The organism is Alkalimarinus alittae, from assembly GCF_026016465.1.
Lineage (GTDB): Bacteria > Pseudomonadota > Gammaproteobacteria > Pseudomonadales > Oleiphilaceae > Alkalimarinus > Alkalimarinus alittae.
Map to the genome: position 1 here is coordinate 637,581 of NZ_CP100390.1, position 17,053 is coordinate 654,633.

General features: G+C 44.7%; 17 protein-coding genes and 1 pseudogene. 13 read left to right on the forward strand and 5 right to left on the reverse strand.

What is annotated here, in order from left to right; all coding sequences use genetic code 11:
• Positions 1-1,122: an efflux RND transporter periplasmic adaptor subunit gene (locus NKI27_RS02760; RefSeq protein ID WP_265048176.1), complete on the reverse strand. Its 1,122-nt coding sequence runs from the start codon at positions 1,120-1,122 to the stop codon at positions 1-3.
• Positions 1,123-1,311: 189 nt separating this feature from the next.
• Positions 1,312-2,157, reverse strand: a complete 846-nt coding sequence (locus tag NKI27_RS02765; protein ID WP_265048177.1) for a prephenate dehydratase — start codon at positions 2,155-2,157, stop codon at positions 1,312-1,314.
• 195 nt (positions 2,158-2,352) lie between these two features.
• On the opposite strand from NKI27_RS02765, the gene NKI27_RS02770 reads away from it, so the two are divergent.
• Positions 2,353-3,105: a DnaJ domain-containing protein gene (locus NKI27_RS02770; protein WP_265048178.1), complete on the forward strand. Its 753-nt coding sequence runs from the start codon at positions 2,353-2,355 to the stop codon at positions 3,103-3,105.
• A gap of 43 nt (positions 3,106-3,148) precedes the next feature.
• On the opposite strand, the gene NKI27_RS02775 is transcribed toward NKI27_RS02770, so the two are convergent.
• On the reverse strand, positions 3,149-3,976 hold the full coding sequence (locus NKI27_RS02775) for a secretin N-terminal domain-containing protein (RefSeq protein WP_265048179.1): 828 nt from the start codon (positions 3,974-3,976) through the stop codon (positions 3,149-3,151).
• Positions 3,977-4,165: 189 nt separating this feature from the next.
• Here NKI27_RS02775 and NKI27_RS02780 point away from each other — a divergent pair, with 189 nt between their 5' ends.
• Positions 4,166-4,357, forward strand: coding sequence for a hypothetical protein (locus NKI27_RS02780; RefSeq protein ID WP_265048180.1), 192 nt, complete (start codon positions 4,166-4,168; stop codon positions 4,355-4,357).
• Between the two features lie 137 nt (positions 4,358-4,494).
• Complete coding sequence (locus NKI27_RS02785; RefSeq protein ID WP_265048181.1) at positions 4,495-5,559, forward strand: 3-deoxy-7-phosphoheptulonate synthase; 1,065 nt, start codon at positions 4,495-4,497, stop codon at positions 5,557-5,559.
• Between the two features lie 39 nt (positions 5,560-5,598).
• Here NKI27_RS02785 and NKI27_RS02790 read toward each other — a convergent pair whose 3' ends face one another.
• Positions 5,599-5,787, reverse strand: coding sequence for a hypothetical protein (locus tag NKI27_RS02790; RefSeq protein WP_265048182.1), 189 nt, complete (start codon positions 5,785-5,787; stop codon positions 5,599-5,601).
• Positions 5,788-6,093: 306 nt separating this feature from the next.
• Between NKI27_RS02790 and NKI27_RS02795 the strand changes: the two genes are divergently transcribed.
• The 7 genes from NKI27_RS02795 to NKI27_RS02825 all read left to right on the forward strand — a co-directional run bounded on the left by NKI27_RS02795 (position 6,094) and on the right by NKI27_RS02825 (position 12,588).
• Positions 6,094-6,828, forward strand: a complete 735-nt coding sequence (locus NKI27_RS02795) for a glutathione peroxidase (protein WP_265048183.1) — start codon at positions 6,094-6,096, stop codon at positions 6,826-6,828.
• Positions 6,829-6,940: 112 nt separating this feature from the next.
• Positions 6,941-8,455: a dihydrolipoyl dehydrogenase gene (locus NKI27_RS02800; RefSeq protein ID WP_265049461.1), complete on the forward strand. Its 1,515-nt coding sequence runs from the start codon at positions 6,941-6,943 to the stop codon at positions 8,453-8,455.
• Positions 8,456-8,551: 96 nt separating this feature from the next.
• Positions 8,552-9,757 carry a sodium/glutamate symporter gene (gltS, locus tag NKI27_RS02805; RefSeq protein WP_265048184.1) on the forward strand — a complete coding sequence of 402 codons (1,206 nt, stop codon included), beginning with the start codon at positions 8,552-8,554 and terminating at the stop codon, positions 9,755-9,757.
• A gap of 61 nt (positions 9,758-9,818) precedes the next feature.
• Positions 9,819-10,091 carry a hypothetical protein gene (locus NKI27_RS02810; protein WP_265048185.1) on the forward strand — a complete coding sequence of 91 codons (273 nt, stop codon included), beginning with the start codon at positions 9,819-9,821 and terminating at the stop codon, positions 10,089-10,091.
• Between the two features lie 106 nt (positions 10,092-10,197).
• Positions 10,198-10,938 carry a transporter substrate-binding domain-containing protein gene (locus NKI27_RS02815; RefSeq protein WP_265048186.1) on the forward strand — a complete coding sequence of 247 codons (741 nt, stop codon included), beginning with the start codon at positions 10,198-10,200 and terminating at the stop codon, positions 10,936-10,938.
• A 79-nt stretch (positions 10,939-11,017) separates the two neighbouring features.
• Positions 11,018-11,806 (forward strand): DUF2071 domain-containing protein, encoded by a 789-nt coding sequence (locus tag NKI27_RS02820; protein WP_265048187.1) that lies wholly within the window; start codon positions 11,018-11,020, stop codon positions 11,804-11,806.
• Positions 11,807-11,997: 191 nt separating this feature from the next.
• The gene (locus NKI27_RS02825) at positions 11,998-12,588 is read left to right on the forward strand and encodes a PEP-CTERM sorting domain-containing protein (protein ID WP_265048188.1); all 591 of its coding nucleotides are present in this window, start codon (positions 11,998-12,000) and stop codon (positions 12,586-12,588) included.
• Between the two features lie 133 nt (positions 12,589-12,721).
• Here the strand turns inward: NKI27_RS02825 and NKI27_RS02830 are convergent, their stop codons facing one another.
• Positions 12,722-13,579 (reverse strand): carboxylate/amino acid/amine transporter, encoded by an 858-nt coding sequence (locus tag NKI27_RS02830; RefSeq protein ID WP_265048189.1) that lies wholly within the window; start codon positions 13,577-13,579, stop codon positions 12,722-12,724.
• 124 nt (positions 13,580-13,703) lie between these two features.
• Between NKI27_RS02830 and NKI27_RS02835 the strand changes: the two are divergent.
• The 3 genes and pseudogenes from NKI27_RS02835 to NKI27_RS02845 all read left to right on the forward strand — a co-directional run bounded on the left by NKI27_RS02835 (position 13,704) and on the right by NKI27_RS02845 (position 17,053).
• Positions 13,704-15,241 (forward strand): annotated as a pseudogene (locus NKI27_RS02835) (glutamate synthase-related protein).
• Positions 15,242-15,318: 77 nt separating this feature from the next.
• A complete protein-coding gene (locus tag NKI27_RS02840) occupies positions 15,319-15,687 on the forward strand; it encodes an MliC family protein (protein ID WP_265048190.1) in 369 nt (122 codons plus the stop codon).
• 454 nt (positions 15,688-16,141) lie between these two features.
• Entirely contained in the window at positions 16,142-17,053 is a 912-nt protein-coding gene (locus tag NKI27_RS02845; RefSeq protein ID WP_265048191.1) for an urease accessory protein UreD, read from the forward strand.

Consider the following 17,053-nt stretch of genomic DNA (forward strand, 5'->3'; position numbering starts at 1 on the left):
TTAGTTAAGTTCGACGATGTTATTAATCACAACACGTGAGCCGTTTTGTAGTTTTAATTGCCCAGCAACGACGACTTGCTCTCCGCTTTTTAGGCCAGAGGTTATTTCAATGTGGCCACCAATACTTTGACCGGTTTGCACATAGCGTCGATCGACGGTTAGTACTTTCTCGACTTTCTCGCCTTCTGCGCCAGAAGATTCTGGGGTGGTTTCAGAGATGACGAATACAGAGGTGCCATACAGTTTTCGCTCAACGGCCTGCTCAGGTACCGTGACTAATTCTCTAGGTTGCCCGGTTACAAGTCTTACTTCTGAGAACATGCCAGGTAGTAATGCGTGGTCTGGGTTGTCGATAGTCGCTTGAACCGTGAAGTTTCGAGAGGCTTCACTGATTCGAGCATCAACCGCAGTGACTTCGCCGCTAAACTCTCTGTCAGGCCATGCGGCTACTTTAATAAGCGCAGTTTGCCCAATTTTGACTTGGCTAAAGTTTTGCTCAGGTAAGTGAAAATCAACATATACCTTATCTAATGCCTGCAATGAGACAATGGGGGTGCCGGCTTGTAGGTATTCGCCTAGGTTAATCTTGCGAATACCTAGTTTGCCACCAAACGGTGCGCGAATAGACTTTTTGCTAATAGTAGCTTTTTGGCTTTCGATGCTTGCTTCAGCGTTGCGTAGCCCTGCAACACTGGTTTCATAATCGAGTGAGCTAACCGCTTTGCGTGCTATGAGTTGCTTATCTCGTTTAAAGTTCGCTTCTGCTAGTTTTCCTGACGCAATAAGGCCTTTAAGTTCAGCTTGATCGACGGAGGTATCGAGCTTAACGAGTAGGGTGCCTGCTTCAACATCCTGACCTGATTGAAAGTTAATAGATTGAATGGGGCCTGCTACTTCACTAGTCACTACGACTTCTTGTACCGCCACAATGCTGCCGGTTGATTCAAGAAATGGAATGCGTGAGTTTACGGTTGCAGTTGCTGACGAAACAGTTGCAGGGGGGGGTTGGAAGTTAGCAAAGTATTGATTGACCATTTTGGGTTTAAAATACCCCAAAAACCAAAACATGCCACCGAAAATGATAGCGAGAATTAAAACCATTATAGTCATGCGCTTTAGCATGGGTGTTTCTCCGTCAGATTTTTTCTTAATTAGTTATAACACCCGATCTTAATGCGAGTGAATAAGAAGAATATTCTAGTATCGTAATGTGTGAGGCATGGGTCATATAAAGCTGTTGCTGTATCGTAACCGATTTATTATAAACAGTTCTTCGAAATTATAGATACGTAAAAACCGAAATGTAAATATCTATTCATGGAAGTTCGCAGTGGTACGAAATGCGTTTGCTTCATAAGTCCCTAATACTCGAACTTCTTCAGCAAAAAAGTTTAATTCCTCAATAGCGAGCGCCATAGACCGCATACTTAAGTGCCCCTCGATATCAGCATGAAACTGACTTGCGTTTAAACGACCGCCAGGCATATAGCTCTCAAGCTTGACCAAGTTAACACCATTAGTGGCAAACCCGCCTAACGCTTTATATAGCGATGCGGGGATATTTCGAACGCGAAAAATAAGCGATGTAATATAAGCTTTTTGGGGGTCAAACTTAGGTAGTTGCTCGGTATGAGATAAAATAATAAATCGAGTGGTATTGCCTTGTTCGTCTTGAAAGTTTTCTTTCAGTATTTTTAACCCGTAGAGTTCTGCGGCTAAAGAGGATGCGATAGCCGCTTTGCTTAGATCATTACTCTGGCTGACTTCTCGGGCCGCGCCTGCGGTATCGAGTTTGGCCAGTTCGGTTAACTTCAACTGGGCGATATGGTTATTACATTGAGCGAGTGCTTGTGGGTGAGAGCCAACCGTTCGAATCGTCTCTAGCGAGGCGTTTGGTAACCCGAGTAAGCAGTGGTTCACTGGCTCATAATGTTCACCAACGATGTGTAAACTCATCTTGGGAATCAGTCGATAAATCTCTTCGACTCGTCCGGCAGTAGAGTTTTCGACAGGTATCATCGCAAGGTTAGCGCGACCCTGTTCAACCGCTTGCATAGCCTCTAAAAAAGTATCGCAAGCTGAAGCCTCTCGTTGAGGGAATACATGCTGACAGGCTAGGTGAGAATAGGCACCTTCTACGCCTTGATAAACGATCAAATCGTTGCTCCTTAAACGGGTTGTGGTCACTCGCGAAGATTACGAATAGCTAATTTAACATATTCTATAATAGGCTTATAGCGACGCATTTTCTTGTGTGATCATGCTGGGAGGTGCGTTTAACCCGATTGCAGGTTGATTTTATCGAGATAGCTAACGTATGGTTAAGACATATCAACCGTTAAGAGTTTACTTATGCACCTTCTCATTGGTTTTTTAGCCGCTCTACTCGTGTTTACGCTAATTCGCTATGGCATCAATAGTAGCCCGAAGCAGCGACGTAAACTGGTTTATATCGTGGCCGTTGGATTGGCGGGCGCGGTTTTACTATTGCTACTGATAACCGGCAGAATTCACTTTGTTGCGGCTATAGTCGCAGCGATTATCCCATTTGCTAAAAAAATACCCGCATTGTTGAAATATATACCCATTGTGCGCTATTTAAAGCAATGGGTGGGGGGCTCGACGCCTGTTGGTCCAGATGGCGTCACGGTTGTTGAAACCTCTTTACTTACGATGTCACTGACGCACACAAGCGGAAAAATGGACGGTGAAATCTTGCAGGGTGAGCTTAAAGGCCAGCGCTTATCGCAGTTGAATCCTGCACAGCTTTATCAACTCTATCAATTAGCATCCGAACAATATGCAGACTCAGTTCCTGTCTTTGATGCCTTTCTACAGCGGCATATAGGGCAAGCGTGGCGTAAAAAAGCTGAACAGTGTGGGTATCAGTTTGATGAACTGAATGCGCCTACCTTCCATTCTGACATGGACGAGTCTCAAGCATTGCAGATTCTGGGGTTAACAGAGGGGGCCACTAAAAAAGAAATACTAGATGCACACCGAAAACTGATGCAGAAATTGCACCCAGACCGCGGTGGAAGTAACTTTTTAGCAGCACAGGTGAATACTGCGAAAGACGTGTTGTTAAATAATATGAATGCTTAAACGGCTATTAATGAAGCCACAGCATGGCATAACCGGGCATTGTTTAGTCGCCTACAAGGTCAACTTTAATGGTCATGCTTTGGTTATCAATCGAATGTCGTTCAGTAGAGTAGCCAATGCCGCTCGTGCTACGTTGAGAATCTTGGCGGGTGCCTCCAATCGTCGCCCACTCACCCAATCTAACGACTTGAACTGACTCAATCGTGGCGGTATTGATTGTATTGGGTTGGCGTTTGCTAGCTTGATTTTGCTGGGTACGTATTTTTAGTTCAACCTGATCGCTACCCATTAGTCTAGGTTCAATATAAAACCCGCTTGTCATATCAATATAATCTACTCCGTTAACCCACTGGCCGTTTATTAATTGTCGCTCACGTACGGGGTGTTTTTGGCCTGCGCTAACGAATGCAGAATGGCCTTCTAATACTCTAACGGCTTGACTGCCTGTTCCACGGGTTTTGTACGATTTTTTATGCGCTTGAATGTTTATGCTGCCATTGTTCATGGTGTTTGTGGATGTTGATATCGAGCCTGATATTCCTTTATTGTTTTGTTGGGCGTTGGCATCGCTAGATACGCTGATCAGGAACTGGTTAGGTGCAACATCTAAAGAGGTTACCAGTTGTTTGATCTCTTCTAAGGTTGACCCGTCAGCCCTAATGGTTAATTGCTGACCCCTTCCGACCACTCGCACTTGCTGTTCAGGGTAGAGTGCTTTTATTTGGCTTGCTATATCTTCTGCTGCTCGGTATTGAACTGAGATTACCTCAATATTTTGTGCAAATACTGCCTGACTCACGCTTAATAGTAAGAACAGTATGCTTATTTTAATAGCGGCTAAACTCGGCGTTAAAACCCAACTGAATCTCATGTTTAATCCTTAATCTGCGCAAAGATATAAGTTTAAATAGCGTTACACCCTACACAAAAAATGTAGCATTAAAACGCTAACGTAGCAGCCTTTCAGTTTAGACCTTTATGCGGCAGACTAAACAATGAATATTGATAAGTTTAGCCTGAGTGGGTTTGCAAGCGAGTTTAATTGGGTTAAGATTCTTTCATGAATATGAAAAACACACGCCTACACATCACTGCATTTGACCTCTTTGTCGCGTTGACGAAGCCGTGTTCTGCCGTGTCTGTCGATAAAAATGGCAATAACGGTGTTGTTTCATCTAACAATTTTTCTGGTTGGCAGTATTGGTTTTACTATTTTAGTAAGACGGTTAAGCGAACCCTGGATACTCGTTAAGTACGACAATGTATCAGGAAGGTGAGTTTAACAAAACAGCCTTCCGGACAAGTTTTATAAAACCCCGAAAGGCTTTGGCTAATCGGGGTTTTTTCGTTTTAGGGCTTTAACTAAGTAAGGAATATAAGGATTCATCTATGACTAACTCAACTAGCATAGGTTTAGATCATCAGGCTGAAGCTGAGACATCTTCCACCTCTGTGGATGTTTTGCCTTCATCACTAGTGATTAAACAGCAGTTACAAGCGGCTGGCGCTTTACGATTGCAGGTTCAGCAACAACAGCAAATGATTAATCGCATTGTCAGTGGTGCAGATCCTCGCATGATGGTGGTGACAGGGCCTTGCTCAATACATGACACCGCATCGGCTATCGATTACGGGCGACGCCTTGCGCATTTATCTTCTAAAGTGAGTGACCGTTTGTGCTTAGTCATGCGTTGCTACTTTGAAAAACCAAGAACAACCGTCGGGTGGAAGGGGCTGTTACATGACCCGTTATTAGATGGCAGCGATGACATGGAACGGGGCGTGAGATTATCTCGTACTCTATTACTTGAACTTGCCGGTATGGGGCTGCCATTGGCGACAGAAGCACTTAGCCCATTAGCCATTAGCTACTTTGATGACCTTATTAGCTGGGTTGCTATCGGTGCAAGAACAACTGAATCTCAGCCTCATAGAGAAATGGCGAGTGGATTGTCTGCTGCCGTAGGATTTAAGAACGCGACAGATGGAGGTTTTACGGCAGCGATTAATTCCATGAAGTCAGCGGCAAATCCTCATGTGTTTATGGGGGTGTCTGAGAATGGTGAGATAGGAATCGTTCGTACCGCCGGAAACCCTAATGGCCATATCGTACTCAGAGGTGGAAACGGACAACCGAATTATGATGCGCTCAATATAGCGCGTTGCCAGCATGCACTTCGAGATGCCGGTTTGAATCAGCGCATTATGATTGACTGCAGTCACGAGAATTCAGGCAAAGACCACCTCAAACAACCCCTTGTACTGAAAGACATTGCTGAACAAGTGAAGGCGGGTAATAGCGCTATTATGGGCATAATGATTGAAAGTCATATAAATGAGCATCGACAAGATATTTCAGCTGACATGGAGTACGGTGTCTCTATCACTGATGCGTGCATGAGTTGGGAGCAGACTGAGCGTTCAATTAACGCGCTGTATGAGTCGCTTGGTTAATTGAAAGTGCTGATGAAAAAAGAAGCTGATTAATTGAGGCTATCTTTTTTCATTTTCTGATTGGTCTTGATCAGATTTTGGACATGCAGTGGATACCGTGAACGCAATGCCAACCAACGCGGCGGATACAATCATGATAAACACCCATATATGCCCCAAATACCAAGTTAGAAAGACGCAAATAGCCCCTAGTGAAAAGGTATAGAGTAACGCTTGTTTAACCGTCATTTTTGTCTACTTTTTAGAACGTGCTTAAGGGTATGCCATCAGCGCTAATGAGTTGAAGAGCAAAAGAGTGCAGTGCCTACCGTATTGAAACTTAGCGGTGATTCATCTGAGATAGACTAGACTTAAGGGGGTTATGGTCGCAGAGTCTTAAGCCTAAAACAACATAAACGGACGAGCTGATAATAGATAAGAAACATCAGTTATATGTAAAAGCTATCAATATGATTGAATCAATTGATTGTATTAATTTTAGGCTTTGCGATATCTTATGATTATCAGATAAACACTACGCACTAGGAGACGTACATGTTGCAATCTAAAGAAGGTCAAGCAGTACCACAGGTCACCTTTCCAACTCGTGAAAATAATGAGTGGAAACAGGTCAGCACGAATGAACTATTTGCAGGTAAGACTGTTGTGCTGTTTGCATTACCCGGAGCATTTACACCGACTTGCTCAAGCACACACTTACCTCGATATAACGAATTAGCGGGTGTATTTAAAGAAAATGGTGTTGATAGCATTATTTGCTTGTCTGTAAACGATCCGTTTGTAATGGACGCATGGAAAGAAAACCAAAAGGCCGAGAATATCTCTTTCTTACCGGATGGAAATGCGGACTTCTCAGAAGGTATGGGAATGGCCGTCGATAAAAATGACTTAGGGTTTGGTAAGCGTTCGTGGCGTTATTCCATGCTAGTAAAAGATGGAGTCATCGAGAAGATGTTTATTGAGCCAGAAAAGCCAGGCGACCCTTTTGAAGTGTCTGACGCCGATACGATGCTTAATTACATCAACCCGAATGCGAAGTTGCCGTCACGTATTACGTTATTCAGTAAGCCTGGTTGCTCACACTGTCACAGAGCTAGAGATTTGCTGAATAAGAAAGGCTTTAGATTTGAAGATATCGAACTGGGTCAAGGCGGTGTTAGTTACAGCTCATTGCAGGCCGTTACCGGTAAAGGAACTACGCCTCAAGTATTTGTTGATGGTGCTTTGATCGGTGGGGCAGATGAGTTGGAAGCCTACTTAGGTCAGTAGTCCAAAGAGCGCGAGCTTTGCCGGTCGGTAGGGCTCACGACTCATGCACGATGTTATCCGGTTCATTCTGAGTAAGGATGCTCTCTCTATTCATGCGAGGCAAGAGGCAATAATGCAGTCAGATCAGTTAGACAATAGAATACAAAACGTTGATGTTGTCATTATCGGGGCCGGTACGGCAGGCCTAGGGGCTTACCGAGAGGTTAGTAAGCATACTGATAGTGTCGTATTAATTGAAGGAGGCCCCTATGGTACGACCTGTGCTCGAGTGGGGTGTATGCCGAGTAAGTTGTTAATTGCCGCAGCAGAAGCCGCTCATGCAATAGAGAAAGCGCCTATATTTGGAGTAAGTGCAGGCCCAGTATCCGTTGATGGGAAAGCCGTTATGCAGCGAGTTCGCTCTGAAAGAGACCGATTTGCCGGCTTTGTTGTTGAGTCTGTTGAAGAGATCCCAGAATCAAAGCGTATTCGAGGTTATGCCACGTTTGTAGATGATCACCGGTTAAACATCTCGCTTGAAGCGGGCGGCGAAACAGCGCTATATGCTGAGCGTGTGGTGATTGCTACCGGCAGTCGTCCGACTTATCCTCCTACCTTTGAAGCTTTAGGCGATAGACTCTTAATTAACGACTCGGTTTTTGAACTAGAAAGCTTGCCTGAATCGGTTGCTGTATTCGGGCCGGGCGTTATCGGTTTAGAGATAGGGCAGTCTTTGAGTCGGTTAGGTGTGGATATTCGAGTATTTGGTTTGGGAGGCGGCCTCGGTGCAACACGTGACCCTGAAATTAGAGAATATGCTAAACACGCTTTTAACGAAGCGTTTTATCTGGACCCCGATGCCGAAGTAAAAGGCATGGAGCGAGTTGACGGCGATGATAAAACACAGGTTTCAGTGACGTATATTCATAGAGAAAAAGGCGAGATTACCGAGTGCTTTGATTATGTGCTTGCTGCGACAGGTCGCAAACCGAATGTCGATAACTTGGGGTTAGAAAATACGTCATTGAAACTTGATGACAGAGGTGTGCCTGTATTTGATCGTTACACGTTGCAAACGAAACTAGAAAATACAGGTGGCGCTCACACCAGTAGCCATATCTTTATTGCAGGGGATGCCAGTAACGACATTCCACTGTTGCACGAAGCCGCAGATGAAGGGCGAATTGCAGGGGGAAATGCAGGTGGTTACCCCAGAGTCCTAGCAGGCCATAGGCGAGCACCCCTTGCGGTCGTATTTACTGATCCTCAAATTGCAGCGGTGGGCTTAACGCTAGATCAGGTTAAAGCGCGTTGCCATACCTGTTATGCAACGGGCAAAGTATCTTTTGAGAATCAGGGTAGAAGCCGAGTAATGGGCAAAAACAAAGGGCTTTTGAAAGTCTATGGCGAGCAAGGTACAGGGTTGTTTTTAGGGGCTGAAATGTTTGGGCCTGCAGCCGAGCATATTGCCCACCTTTTATCTTGGGCGGTACAGAAACGTATGACGGTATCTGAAATGCTAGATATGCCATTTTACCACCCTGTTATTGAAGAAGGGGTACGAACAGCGTTGAGAGATCTCAATAGTAACCTTAATATCGGGCCTGATGTTATTAAGGGTTGCCTAGATTGCGGCCCTGGCGCCTAACTTCAATAGGCTGATAAACGATCTGAGTATTCTTGTTGTCGTTAGACGGTACTGGTAATCTAGTGCCGTCTTTTTGTTTTCATGAATGGAATAACCATGAACTACGCTGTCGAAGGAACCGATTTTCTGATTCTCAGCATCATCGCTGTATTTGCGGGTGGTTACATTAACCGCGTTATCCCCCTTCTCAAAAGAAACAATATACCCGAAGCTGTGACCGGTGGGTTGCTATTTAGCATCGTTATTGGCGTCGTGAGTAGCCAATGGGATTTGACTCTCGACTTTGATATGCGGCTTCGCGATATTTTATTACTGATCTTTTTTACCACCATCGGCTTAACTGCTAAATTTAGGCTGTTAATGGCGGGCGGAAAGGCGTTAGTTATCTTGCTGTCGATATCAATGGTGTTTCTTATTCTGCAGAATGCCGCAGGCGTGTTCATCATGACTTCTTTTGGCAGTGAGCCAGCGTATGGTTTATTTGTAGGCAGTATCTCTCTAGCTGGCGGGCATGGCACTGCCATCGCTTGGGGTGCAGAAGCGGCAAAGGCTGGTTTAGAAGATGCCGAAGCGCTAGGCATCACTTTTGCTACGTTTGGTTTAATTATGGGGGGTATTATTGGTGGCCCGATTGCAGGGCGGCTAATAAAAGCCAATGGGCTTAAACCTAAGGGCGAGATTGATATTATAACCACCGTATCAGAGGTCAAAGAGCGCTATCATCCTACAACGCTTGAAGATATTCTTAAAACCACTTTGGTGATTGCGGTTTGTATTCAAACAGGTGATTTAGTAAACCGTTTTTTATTTAATACTGGCATGCTGCTCCCTGGATTCTTAACTGCCATGTTGATGGCTATCACCATAACCAATAGCGCTGATGTTGCAAAATTCAAGATTAGCGAACGGGCTGTCAGTGTGGCTAATAACGTAAGTTTACAGATATTTCTCGTGATGAGTCTTATCTCCATGCAGTTTGCTGCTCTTTCAGATGATGTGCTGTTAGCGGTAATCGTCATGTGCACACAAGTAACCGTTATTACGTTGTTTACAATGTGGGTGGTTTTTAGGGTGATGGGGCGTGACTATGATGCCGCTGTTATGGCGTCCGGTTTCGCTGGTCTAGGCTTAGGCGCTACCCCAGTCGCGATCGGTAATATGAACGCCATCACCAATCGATTTGGTCCCTCACCAAAAGCATTTTTGGTGGTTCCATTGGTCGGTGCTTTCTTTATTGATATCGCAAATGCATTAATTCTAAAAATCTTCCTTGCACTGCCTATGATGGGCGGTGGTTTCTAGGGGGGGGGGTAAAATTCGAGCATGCTATACGAAAAGCATTACACACAAGGCGTAAATTATAATGGCAAGGAATCGTGGCCAAGGTGGTCCTATTGAATCAAGGTTGATGGGCCTGTTTGCATCTCTATTTTTCTCGGTACCTACCGCCGCTTTTATTTGGCTCGGGGTCAACAAAGAGCTCGCATTTTGGGGTGGGTTTATCGATAGTATTTACTTGATCAGCTGCATTGCTGTGTTTGCGGTATTGGCGTTGCTACTCCCGCAACTGTTTCCATCTATTCTTGGGCGTATCTGGCGGGGCATTCTCAAGGTTGAGCGTTGGTGGGGGTGGTAGTCTTTGTAGAAGGGGGATGTGCTAGATGCATGTCTCGCGATTAAGCATTAGGGTGTTTAAAATGCCACTTATCGTCTATCCTAATATTGTGGTGACGAGGAGTTGTATGTCAAAAATACTAATTCGACTCAGTTTTATACTATTGCTTATATCTAATAAGTTGGCGTATGCCGACGTTAATCAATATGTTTGTGGCATCTCTGATGGATTCCCTCCTTATCAGTTTAAAAGTGCGCAGGGGGACGTTGATGGTTTCGATGCAGATGTTTTGAAACTTATTTCAAACTCAGAAAGCAATCAATTTAGTTTTTACCAAGCTAACTGGGATAGCGTCGTTAGCGACTTGGTTCATACACGTAAATTAGATTGTGCCGTTGGTATGGAGATAACGGAGGTTAGAGCAAGGTACTTTGACTTTACCGTTCCGTATTATTATCGTTACACAGTTGTTTTTGTCTTATCTACTAATACTCATATCAAAAGCTTAACTGACTTAATGGGCAGAAAAGTCGCTGGAGATAGACATTCAGAATTAGAGAAAAGTCTAGAGCTTAAAGGCGTGGGAAATTTAATTCGTTTAAGACAAACGGGTTCTAAAGAAGAGTCTATGAGACTACTAAAGAGCGGTGAGGTGGTGGCCGTTATTGCACCGAAAGAGGTCGGAATTTACCTAGCGAAAGCGCTTAATATGGACGTGAATATTATCGATGTATTCGAGCAAAGAAGCCCCGTTGGCATGGCTGTTAAGAAGGGCAATGCTGAAACATTGAACGTATTGAATAAGGCGCTCAAAAAGCTTATAAAAAATGGCGAGATTGAAAAACTGCATCAGCAGTGGTTTGATTAAAATTATGGAATAAGTAGCGCTTTGTGTCTGCTAAAGTAAGGCATATTTTTACGATGTGCTAAATTATCAAGGATGAACCGTGCAAGAGTTACGAAAAATAGAAGATTACCTAACTGTGCGTCCAAAGCCAAAGGGCATAGACGTGCTTTGTGGTTTAAAGCACTTTGCGATTATTACTTATGCCGTACCTGTTGATCGTTTTAAGGGGGTATTTCCTGAGCGATTCCAGTTAGACACTATTGAAGTTAAAGGCCAAACAATGGGCCTTGTTTCAGTTGTACCCTTTATTGATGTGGATTTTACCTCAGCTGTTTTTCCTTTCCCCAAGTTTACAATGGGGCAAACAAACTACCGTATATATATTGTCGACAAAGAAACAAATGAACGCTGCGTATGGTTTTTAGGTACAACGCTCGACTCTTGGACTGTAGTTGTCCCCAGATATTGTTGGAGTCTTCCTTGGCATTCAGGAAAAATTAATTTTGATTGTCATTTTAATGAATCTACAAAGCTGTATGATAAGTACATAATGGACACTCGATCCACGTGGGCAGACGCGTCTGTTGAGCTAGTTCAATCATCGCGCGACGTGTTTGATTTCCCAGGTTTTCCAGATACACAGTCTGCGCTTGTGTATCTTACGCATCCCCTTGCTGGGTTTTATCATCGCAGAGATGGAAAATTGGGCACCTATAGAGTTTGGCATAAAAAGCTAGAGGTGAAACCTGCGCAGTTGAAGTCAGCAAAATTTAAGCTCCTATCAGACCTTGGCCTTGTTCAAGAGTCAGAACAACTCTTACCTTATAGTGTTTTAATTGAACCCATTAATGAGTTCACAATATATTTACCGCCAACCGTAATCGAGTAAACGTCTAGCTATAAATATTAAGGGGCGCCGAAAATACCGTCGGGATAATTTACAGATTGTTATTCGTCAGTAGGGGGGTAAAAATTTAGTGCTTTGTTCTGCCGTTAGTTGTTTTTTTATGGATTAATTATTGCTAATAACTATTTCTCTATTATTGATTAAAGATCGACTACATCAAGGAATGAGTAAAAATGAAAAAATATTTATTATTAGGCGCTTTGCTTTCATCTATATCAGGCGTTGCTTCTGCAACAGTGATTGTTGACCAGATTGGTGATGCAGATGGCTTTGGTATTGGGGCAACTCATGGGGCATCGTTTGACTGGAGTGCAGTTAGCTCTTCTGGTGACGGGGATGGAACGGATAGCTGGATAACGGGTGATACGACTATTTCCCATACTTATGATGTGTCAGGGCTTGGCACTATTACGTCTGCTTCTTTAGAGATTTTCTCGGGCGGTCAGGGGTTGTATGGTCTTACATCTCTGTCTATTGATGGTACGTTTATAGGCTACCTAACGGATGGCGATGATGCTGGCCCTGGGTATAACTATGCTTGGTTGGATGTATTCGATTTATCGTCTTATTCATCGTTACTTGATGGCGCAAATGAACTGACTATTGATGTATATAGAGATGGCGGAGATGGATGGACCTTAGATTATTCTAAGCTAACCATCTCAGATGAAGGCGCTGCTTCAGCAGTACCAGAGCCAGCGAGTCTTGCACTTTTCGGTCTTGGACTTGCGGGTCTTGGTCTGACTAGAAGAAAGAAGTCTTAATAGCCAACAGGTTATAGCGATAAAGCCTCGATGTGAATCGGGGCTTTTTTTGTCCCCAAAAGCGCCTATAAATAGAGTGTTGTGGTTTTACTATATACGATGTGTTTAGCGAGTGAGTAGTAAGCCGTGTCGCTTAGTAAGTTTTTTGATTGAATTTATCATTCACCATAAGCGCGAATAAAATAATCCCGCCACCGATTGATAGACGTAAAATATCCGCATCACGATTCCAGAACAATACGTTGACCAATATGCCCGCAGGTATTAATAGGTTATTGGCGACCGCCAGGGTTCCGACGCTTACCTGTGTGGCCCCATTGTTCCATGCAAAATACCCAATGCCAGAAGCTACAACGCCTAGATAAATTAAAATAGACCACTGTAGTGTGGTGGTGGGCAGCTTATCTGGATTGCCGAGGAGTAGAAAACAAGGAATAACAACCGCTAATGCGCCCATAAAAAACCAACCAAACACGGTGTGCTGAGGTAAATCTATTCGTTCTTTTGCAATAATGCGTTTATACGCGACTTGTCCTGCCGCGAAACAAAAATTGGCCCCCTGCACGATTAATAATCCCTTTAAAAAGCCTTCATCTACGCCTTGATAGCGAATGGTAATGGCGCCGATAACGGCTAACAATGCGCTGATGGTAAAGCCAATATTTAGTCGGCGATCAAGCAGACCGTTAAGCACCGTAATGTAAATAGGGGTCATAACGGTGAACAATAATACCTCGGGCACAGAAAGGTATAAAAAGGATTGGTAATAAAACCCATACATGATGCCGAGTTGAATCGCACCACACATCATCAGCTGTAAAGCTATTTTGGGGTTGATTTGGCGCGGTTTTAAAAACGGTAAAAACACCAACGTAGCGAGGGCTACTCTGACCAATACAGAAAACCAAGCATCTACCTGTCCAGCAAGATAGACCCCGATCAAACTAAACGAAAATGCCCACAAAACAGTGACGGCAATAAGCATTGGCATGAGAATAATCCATAAGCTAGAGTATGGGTAAGTCTACCGATTTCTCTAATATGCGTATAGCTTTCATCTGAGGGTATCGGGTGTGTAGCTAAAACATTATAGATCACAAGTATGGAGCCAATAAATGAAGCCGACAGTAGCCAATAATAAGCCCGTCAAAGTCGATTTAACTGAGGGTGATGCGTATTAATTTTGTACTTGTGGACGTTCAAATAACCAGCCTTTTTGTGATGGTTCTCATGTAGGAACCGATTTTAAACCAATGTCCTTTACCGCCGAAAAGTCGGGTGAGGCTTTTTTATGCCAATGTAAGCACTCGGCAAATTTGCCTTATTGCGATGGTAGCCACAAACAGTTTGATGATGGGGCAATAGGAAAAGAAGGGCCGGGTATTCAACCACGATCAGGTAATACGCCTGTTGCTAGCGCTACGGCAGAAGAACCTACCGTTGAGTTTATACATCAGTTGGCTAGAGATGGCTTATCGAAGATGGGGCATCACGGCCCTATGACGTCTATGGGGGTACCTCGACATCTTGGGATGACATTCAAGTTATGACGGCGCAAATGGCGACTAAGCCTTTGCTCGAAGATGTGGCTGTTAGTACCGAGCTTGTTATTGGGCCAAAGGCTAATAAGCCGCTGAAATTGAAGATCCCTCTATTTGTGTCAGATATGAGTTTTGGCGCACTCTCAGAAGAAGCAAAGCTTGCTTTAGCAAAAGGCGCTGAATTGGCCGGTACAGGCATTTGTTCTGGTGAAGGGGGGGGGGGGCTGCCAGAAGAGCAGATGGCCAATTCTCGCTATTTTTATGAATTAGCGAGTGCGCAATTTGGATACGATGAAACTAAGCTAAAAGGTGTTCAGGCTTTCCACTTTAAAGGTGGGCAGGGCGCAAAAACAGGTACCGGCGGCCACCTGCCGGGCAATAAAAATGTGGGTAAAATTTCAGCGGTACGGGGTATTCCTGAAGGTGAACCTGCAATTTCACCCCCTACCTTTAAAAACCTACACTCAGTGGATGATTGTAAGGCATTTTCTGACCGTGTGCGCGAAGTCACGGGCGGTATTCCTATTGGGTTTAAATTGAGCGCGAACCATATCGAAAAAGATATTCAGTTTGCATTAGATGCCGGTGCAGATTATATCATCCTAGATGGGCGCGGAGGGGGAACAGGGGCAGCACCCGAAATGTTTCGTGACCACATAAGTGTACCCACTATACCTGCGTTAGCACGTGCACGTCGTTACCTTGATCAACAGGGCGTGAGCGGTCAAGTAACCCTTATTATTACCGGTGGCCTGCGCACACCAATCGATTTTGTAAAAGCGTTAGCATTAGGCGCGGATGGTGTGGCTGTCGCAAATAGTGCTATGCAATCAATCGGTTGTGTTGCGGCTCGCATGTGTAATACAAATAATTGCCCAGCAGGTATTGCGACTCAAAAAGCGGATTTACGACAACGACTAAACGTCGATAAATCAGCAACGCAACTCAAGAACTTCTTTGTAGCATCTGTTGAACTTATGCAAGTGATGGCGAGGGCATGTGGACATGATTCGTTAAGTTTATTTAATCATGATGATCTAGCTACGTGGCATCGAGAGATGGCATTATTATCTGGCGTAAGGTTTTCGGGTTTTACCCATCCAGAAAGTTAGGAATAACAACTATTAGGCGGGTCGGGTTAAGACCCGCTATAAAAAATTGGCATACTTTAAATAGCACGAAGGCTCACATGAAATTTATCACCCCTTTGACACTTGCATCTACTCTGTTTATTTCTGCCTGTACAAGTTCCCCCCAGGTTGAGTTAGATAATCAAGCCCATACGGTCAAACTGTCGCCCGTCGCAATGCATCGTTTTCAGTGTGAGAGCGGTGCTGCGATTGTTGCAACTTATACGAGCGACGACGCTGTAACGGTTCAGTACAAGGGGAGTGATTACCCTATGAAAATAGCGGTCTCGGCTAGTGGGGCTCGTTATGTTGGCGGTGAGTTAGAGTGGTGGACAAAGGGTTCGGGACCTCAATCTGAAGGCGCTCTTTTCCGCCATAGGCCTGATGGTACGACGGGTGACCGTGTCGAGCTTTGCACAGAAGTTTAATTCTGAGCGAACAGACTGTACTAGTTAGTTTATAGATTCTGATTATTAAGCCCTAATCTAGTCTAACGAAATTAGAGAATCTTATAGAGGATTCTATTAGGATTCTCGCCTTCTTTTAGCGTATTTGTCGCCTACCTAAATTACACACTGCACTAATAAGCGCCATCCTTTCTGGTCTCTCTGCACCATAATAAGGCGTCCAGCTTTCGTTTGAACTATTTTGGGGAGTTCTTAGGTTAACGCATATCTGTTTGCGCACATAAATGAATGTTAATTCACTGAAATATAAGTGTTTTTTTGGCAGGTGGATTGAATCATGCTTTGTATGGGATGTTGATGAAAATAAGCCCTACTGCCCATGCAAAGGATGAAAGATGAGCATCAAAAAACTCTCTAAATTAAACCGACGTCTTGATGTGTTTAAGCGCCCAAATCAGATCAAACTGTTGACGGTATGACGGCCTTCTTGCACGTTAAACCCTCACGAATGCTCGTTAAGCACTCAGGCCACCGGTTTGATTTAGAACGGCGTTGGGCTGCTGGGTTATCGCTTGGCTTTGAATCAAAAGCCGATGGTGATGAGGGCGTGGTCACTCGTTTGGTGCGCCGTAAACATCATGGCCCTCTAAGAGTGCAGCGGCCATTTTATCCAGAAGGCCGACACGGCTGCTGCCACGTTTATCTGTTACACCCTCCTGGTGGATTAGTCAGTGGAGACGAGCTTCGTATTGAGGCATCTGTCGGTGAGGGTGCCCATGTACTGCTAACCACCCCTGCGGCGGCCAAACTCTATAAAGCGGATAGTCACGGTGTTGCTTGGGGGCAGCATACTGACCTACAGGTCGCTAGCAACGGCATTCTCGAATACTTGCCTCAGGAAACCCTTGCCTTTGACGGTTCCCGCGGCGAACAGACGACGACTATCAGTCTTGAAAGCGGCGCCAAGTGTATCGGTTGGGAAGTTCTTGCCCTCGGTCGACCTGCTAGCAAATTGCCGTTTGTTTCTGGGCATTTGGAACAACGCTTTCGCCTGTCGGTGGACGGCCGTCCTTTGTGGCTTGAGCGTCAACTGATGGAGCCCTCACACCCCCGTTATAACGGCCATTGGGGGCAAGGTGGCGCAACGGTTCAGGCGACCCTTTGGGTTGTCGGTCTAGAGGATGAAAGTAGCGCTATTGAAGCATTGCGGGAAGTCCTGCCAGATAACTCTCGATGGGCTGTCACCCGCCGCCGAGGTGTGTTGCTACTGCGCTATTTAGGGCAGGAAAGAAACGAAGCTTGGGCGCTTTGCCAGCAAGCCTGGGCGCTACTCAGACCACAACTGATTGGACAGCCTGCCAGTGTTCCCCGAATCTGGCTGACCTGA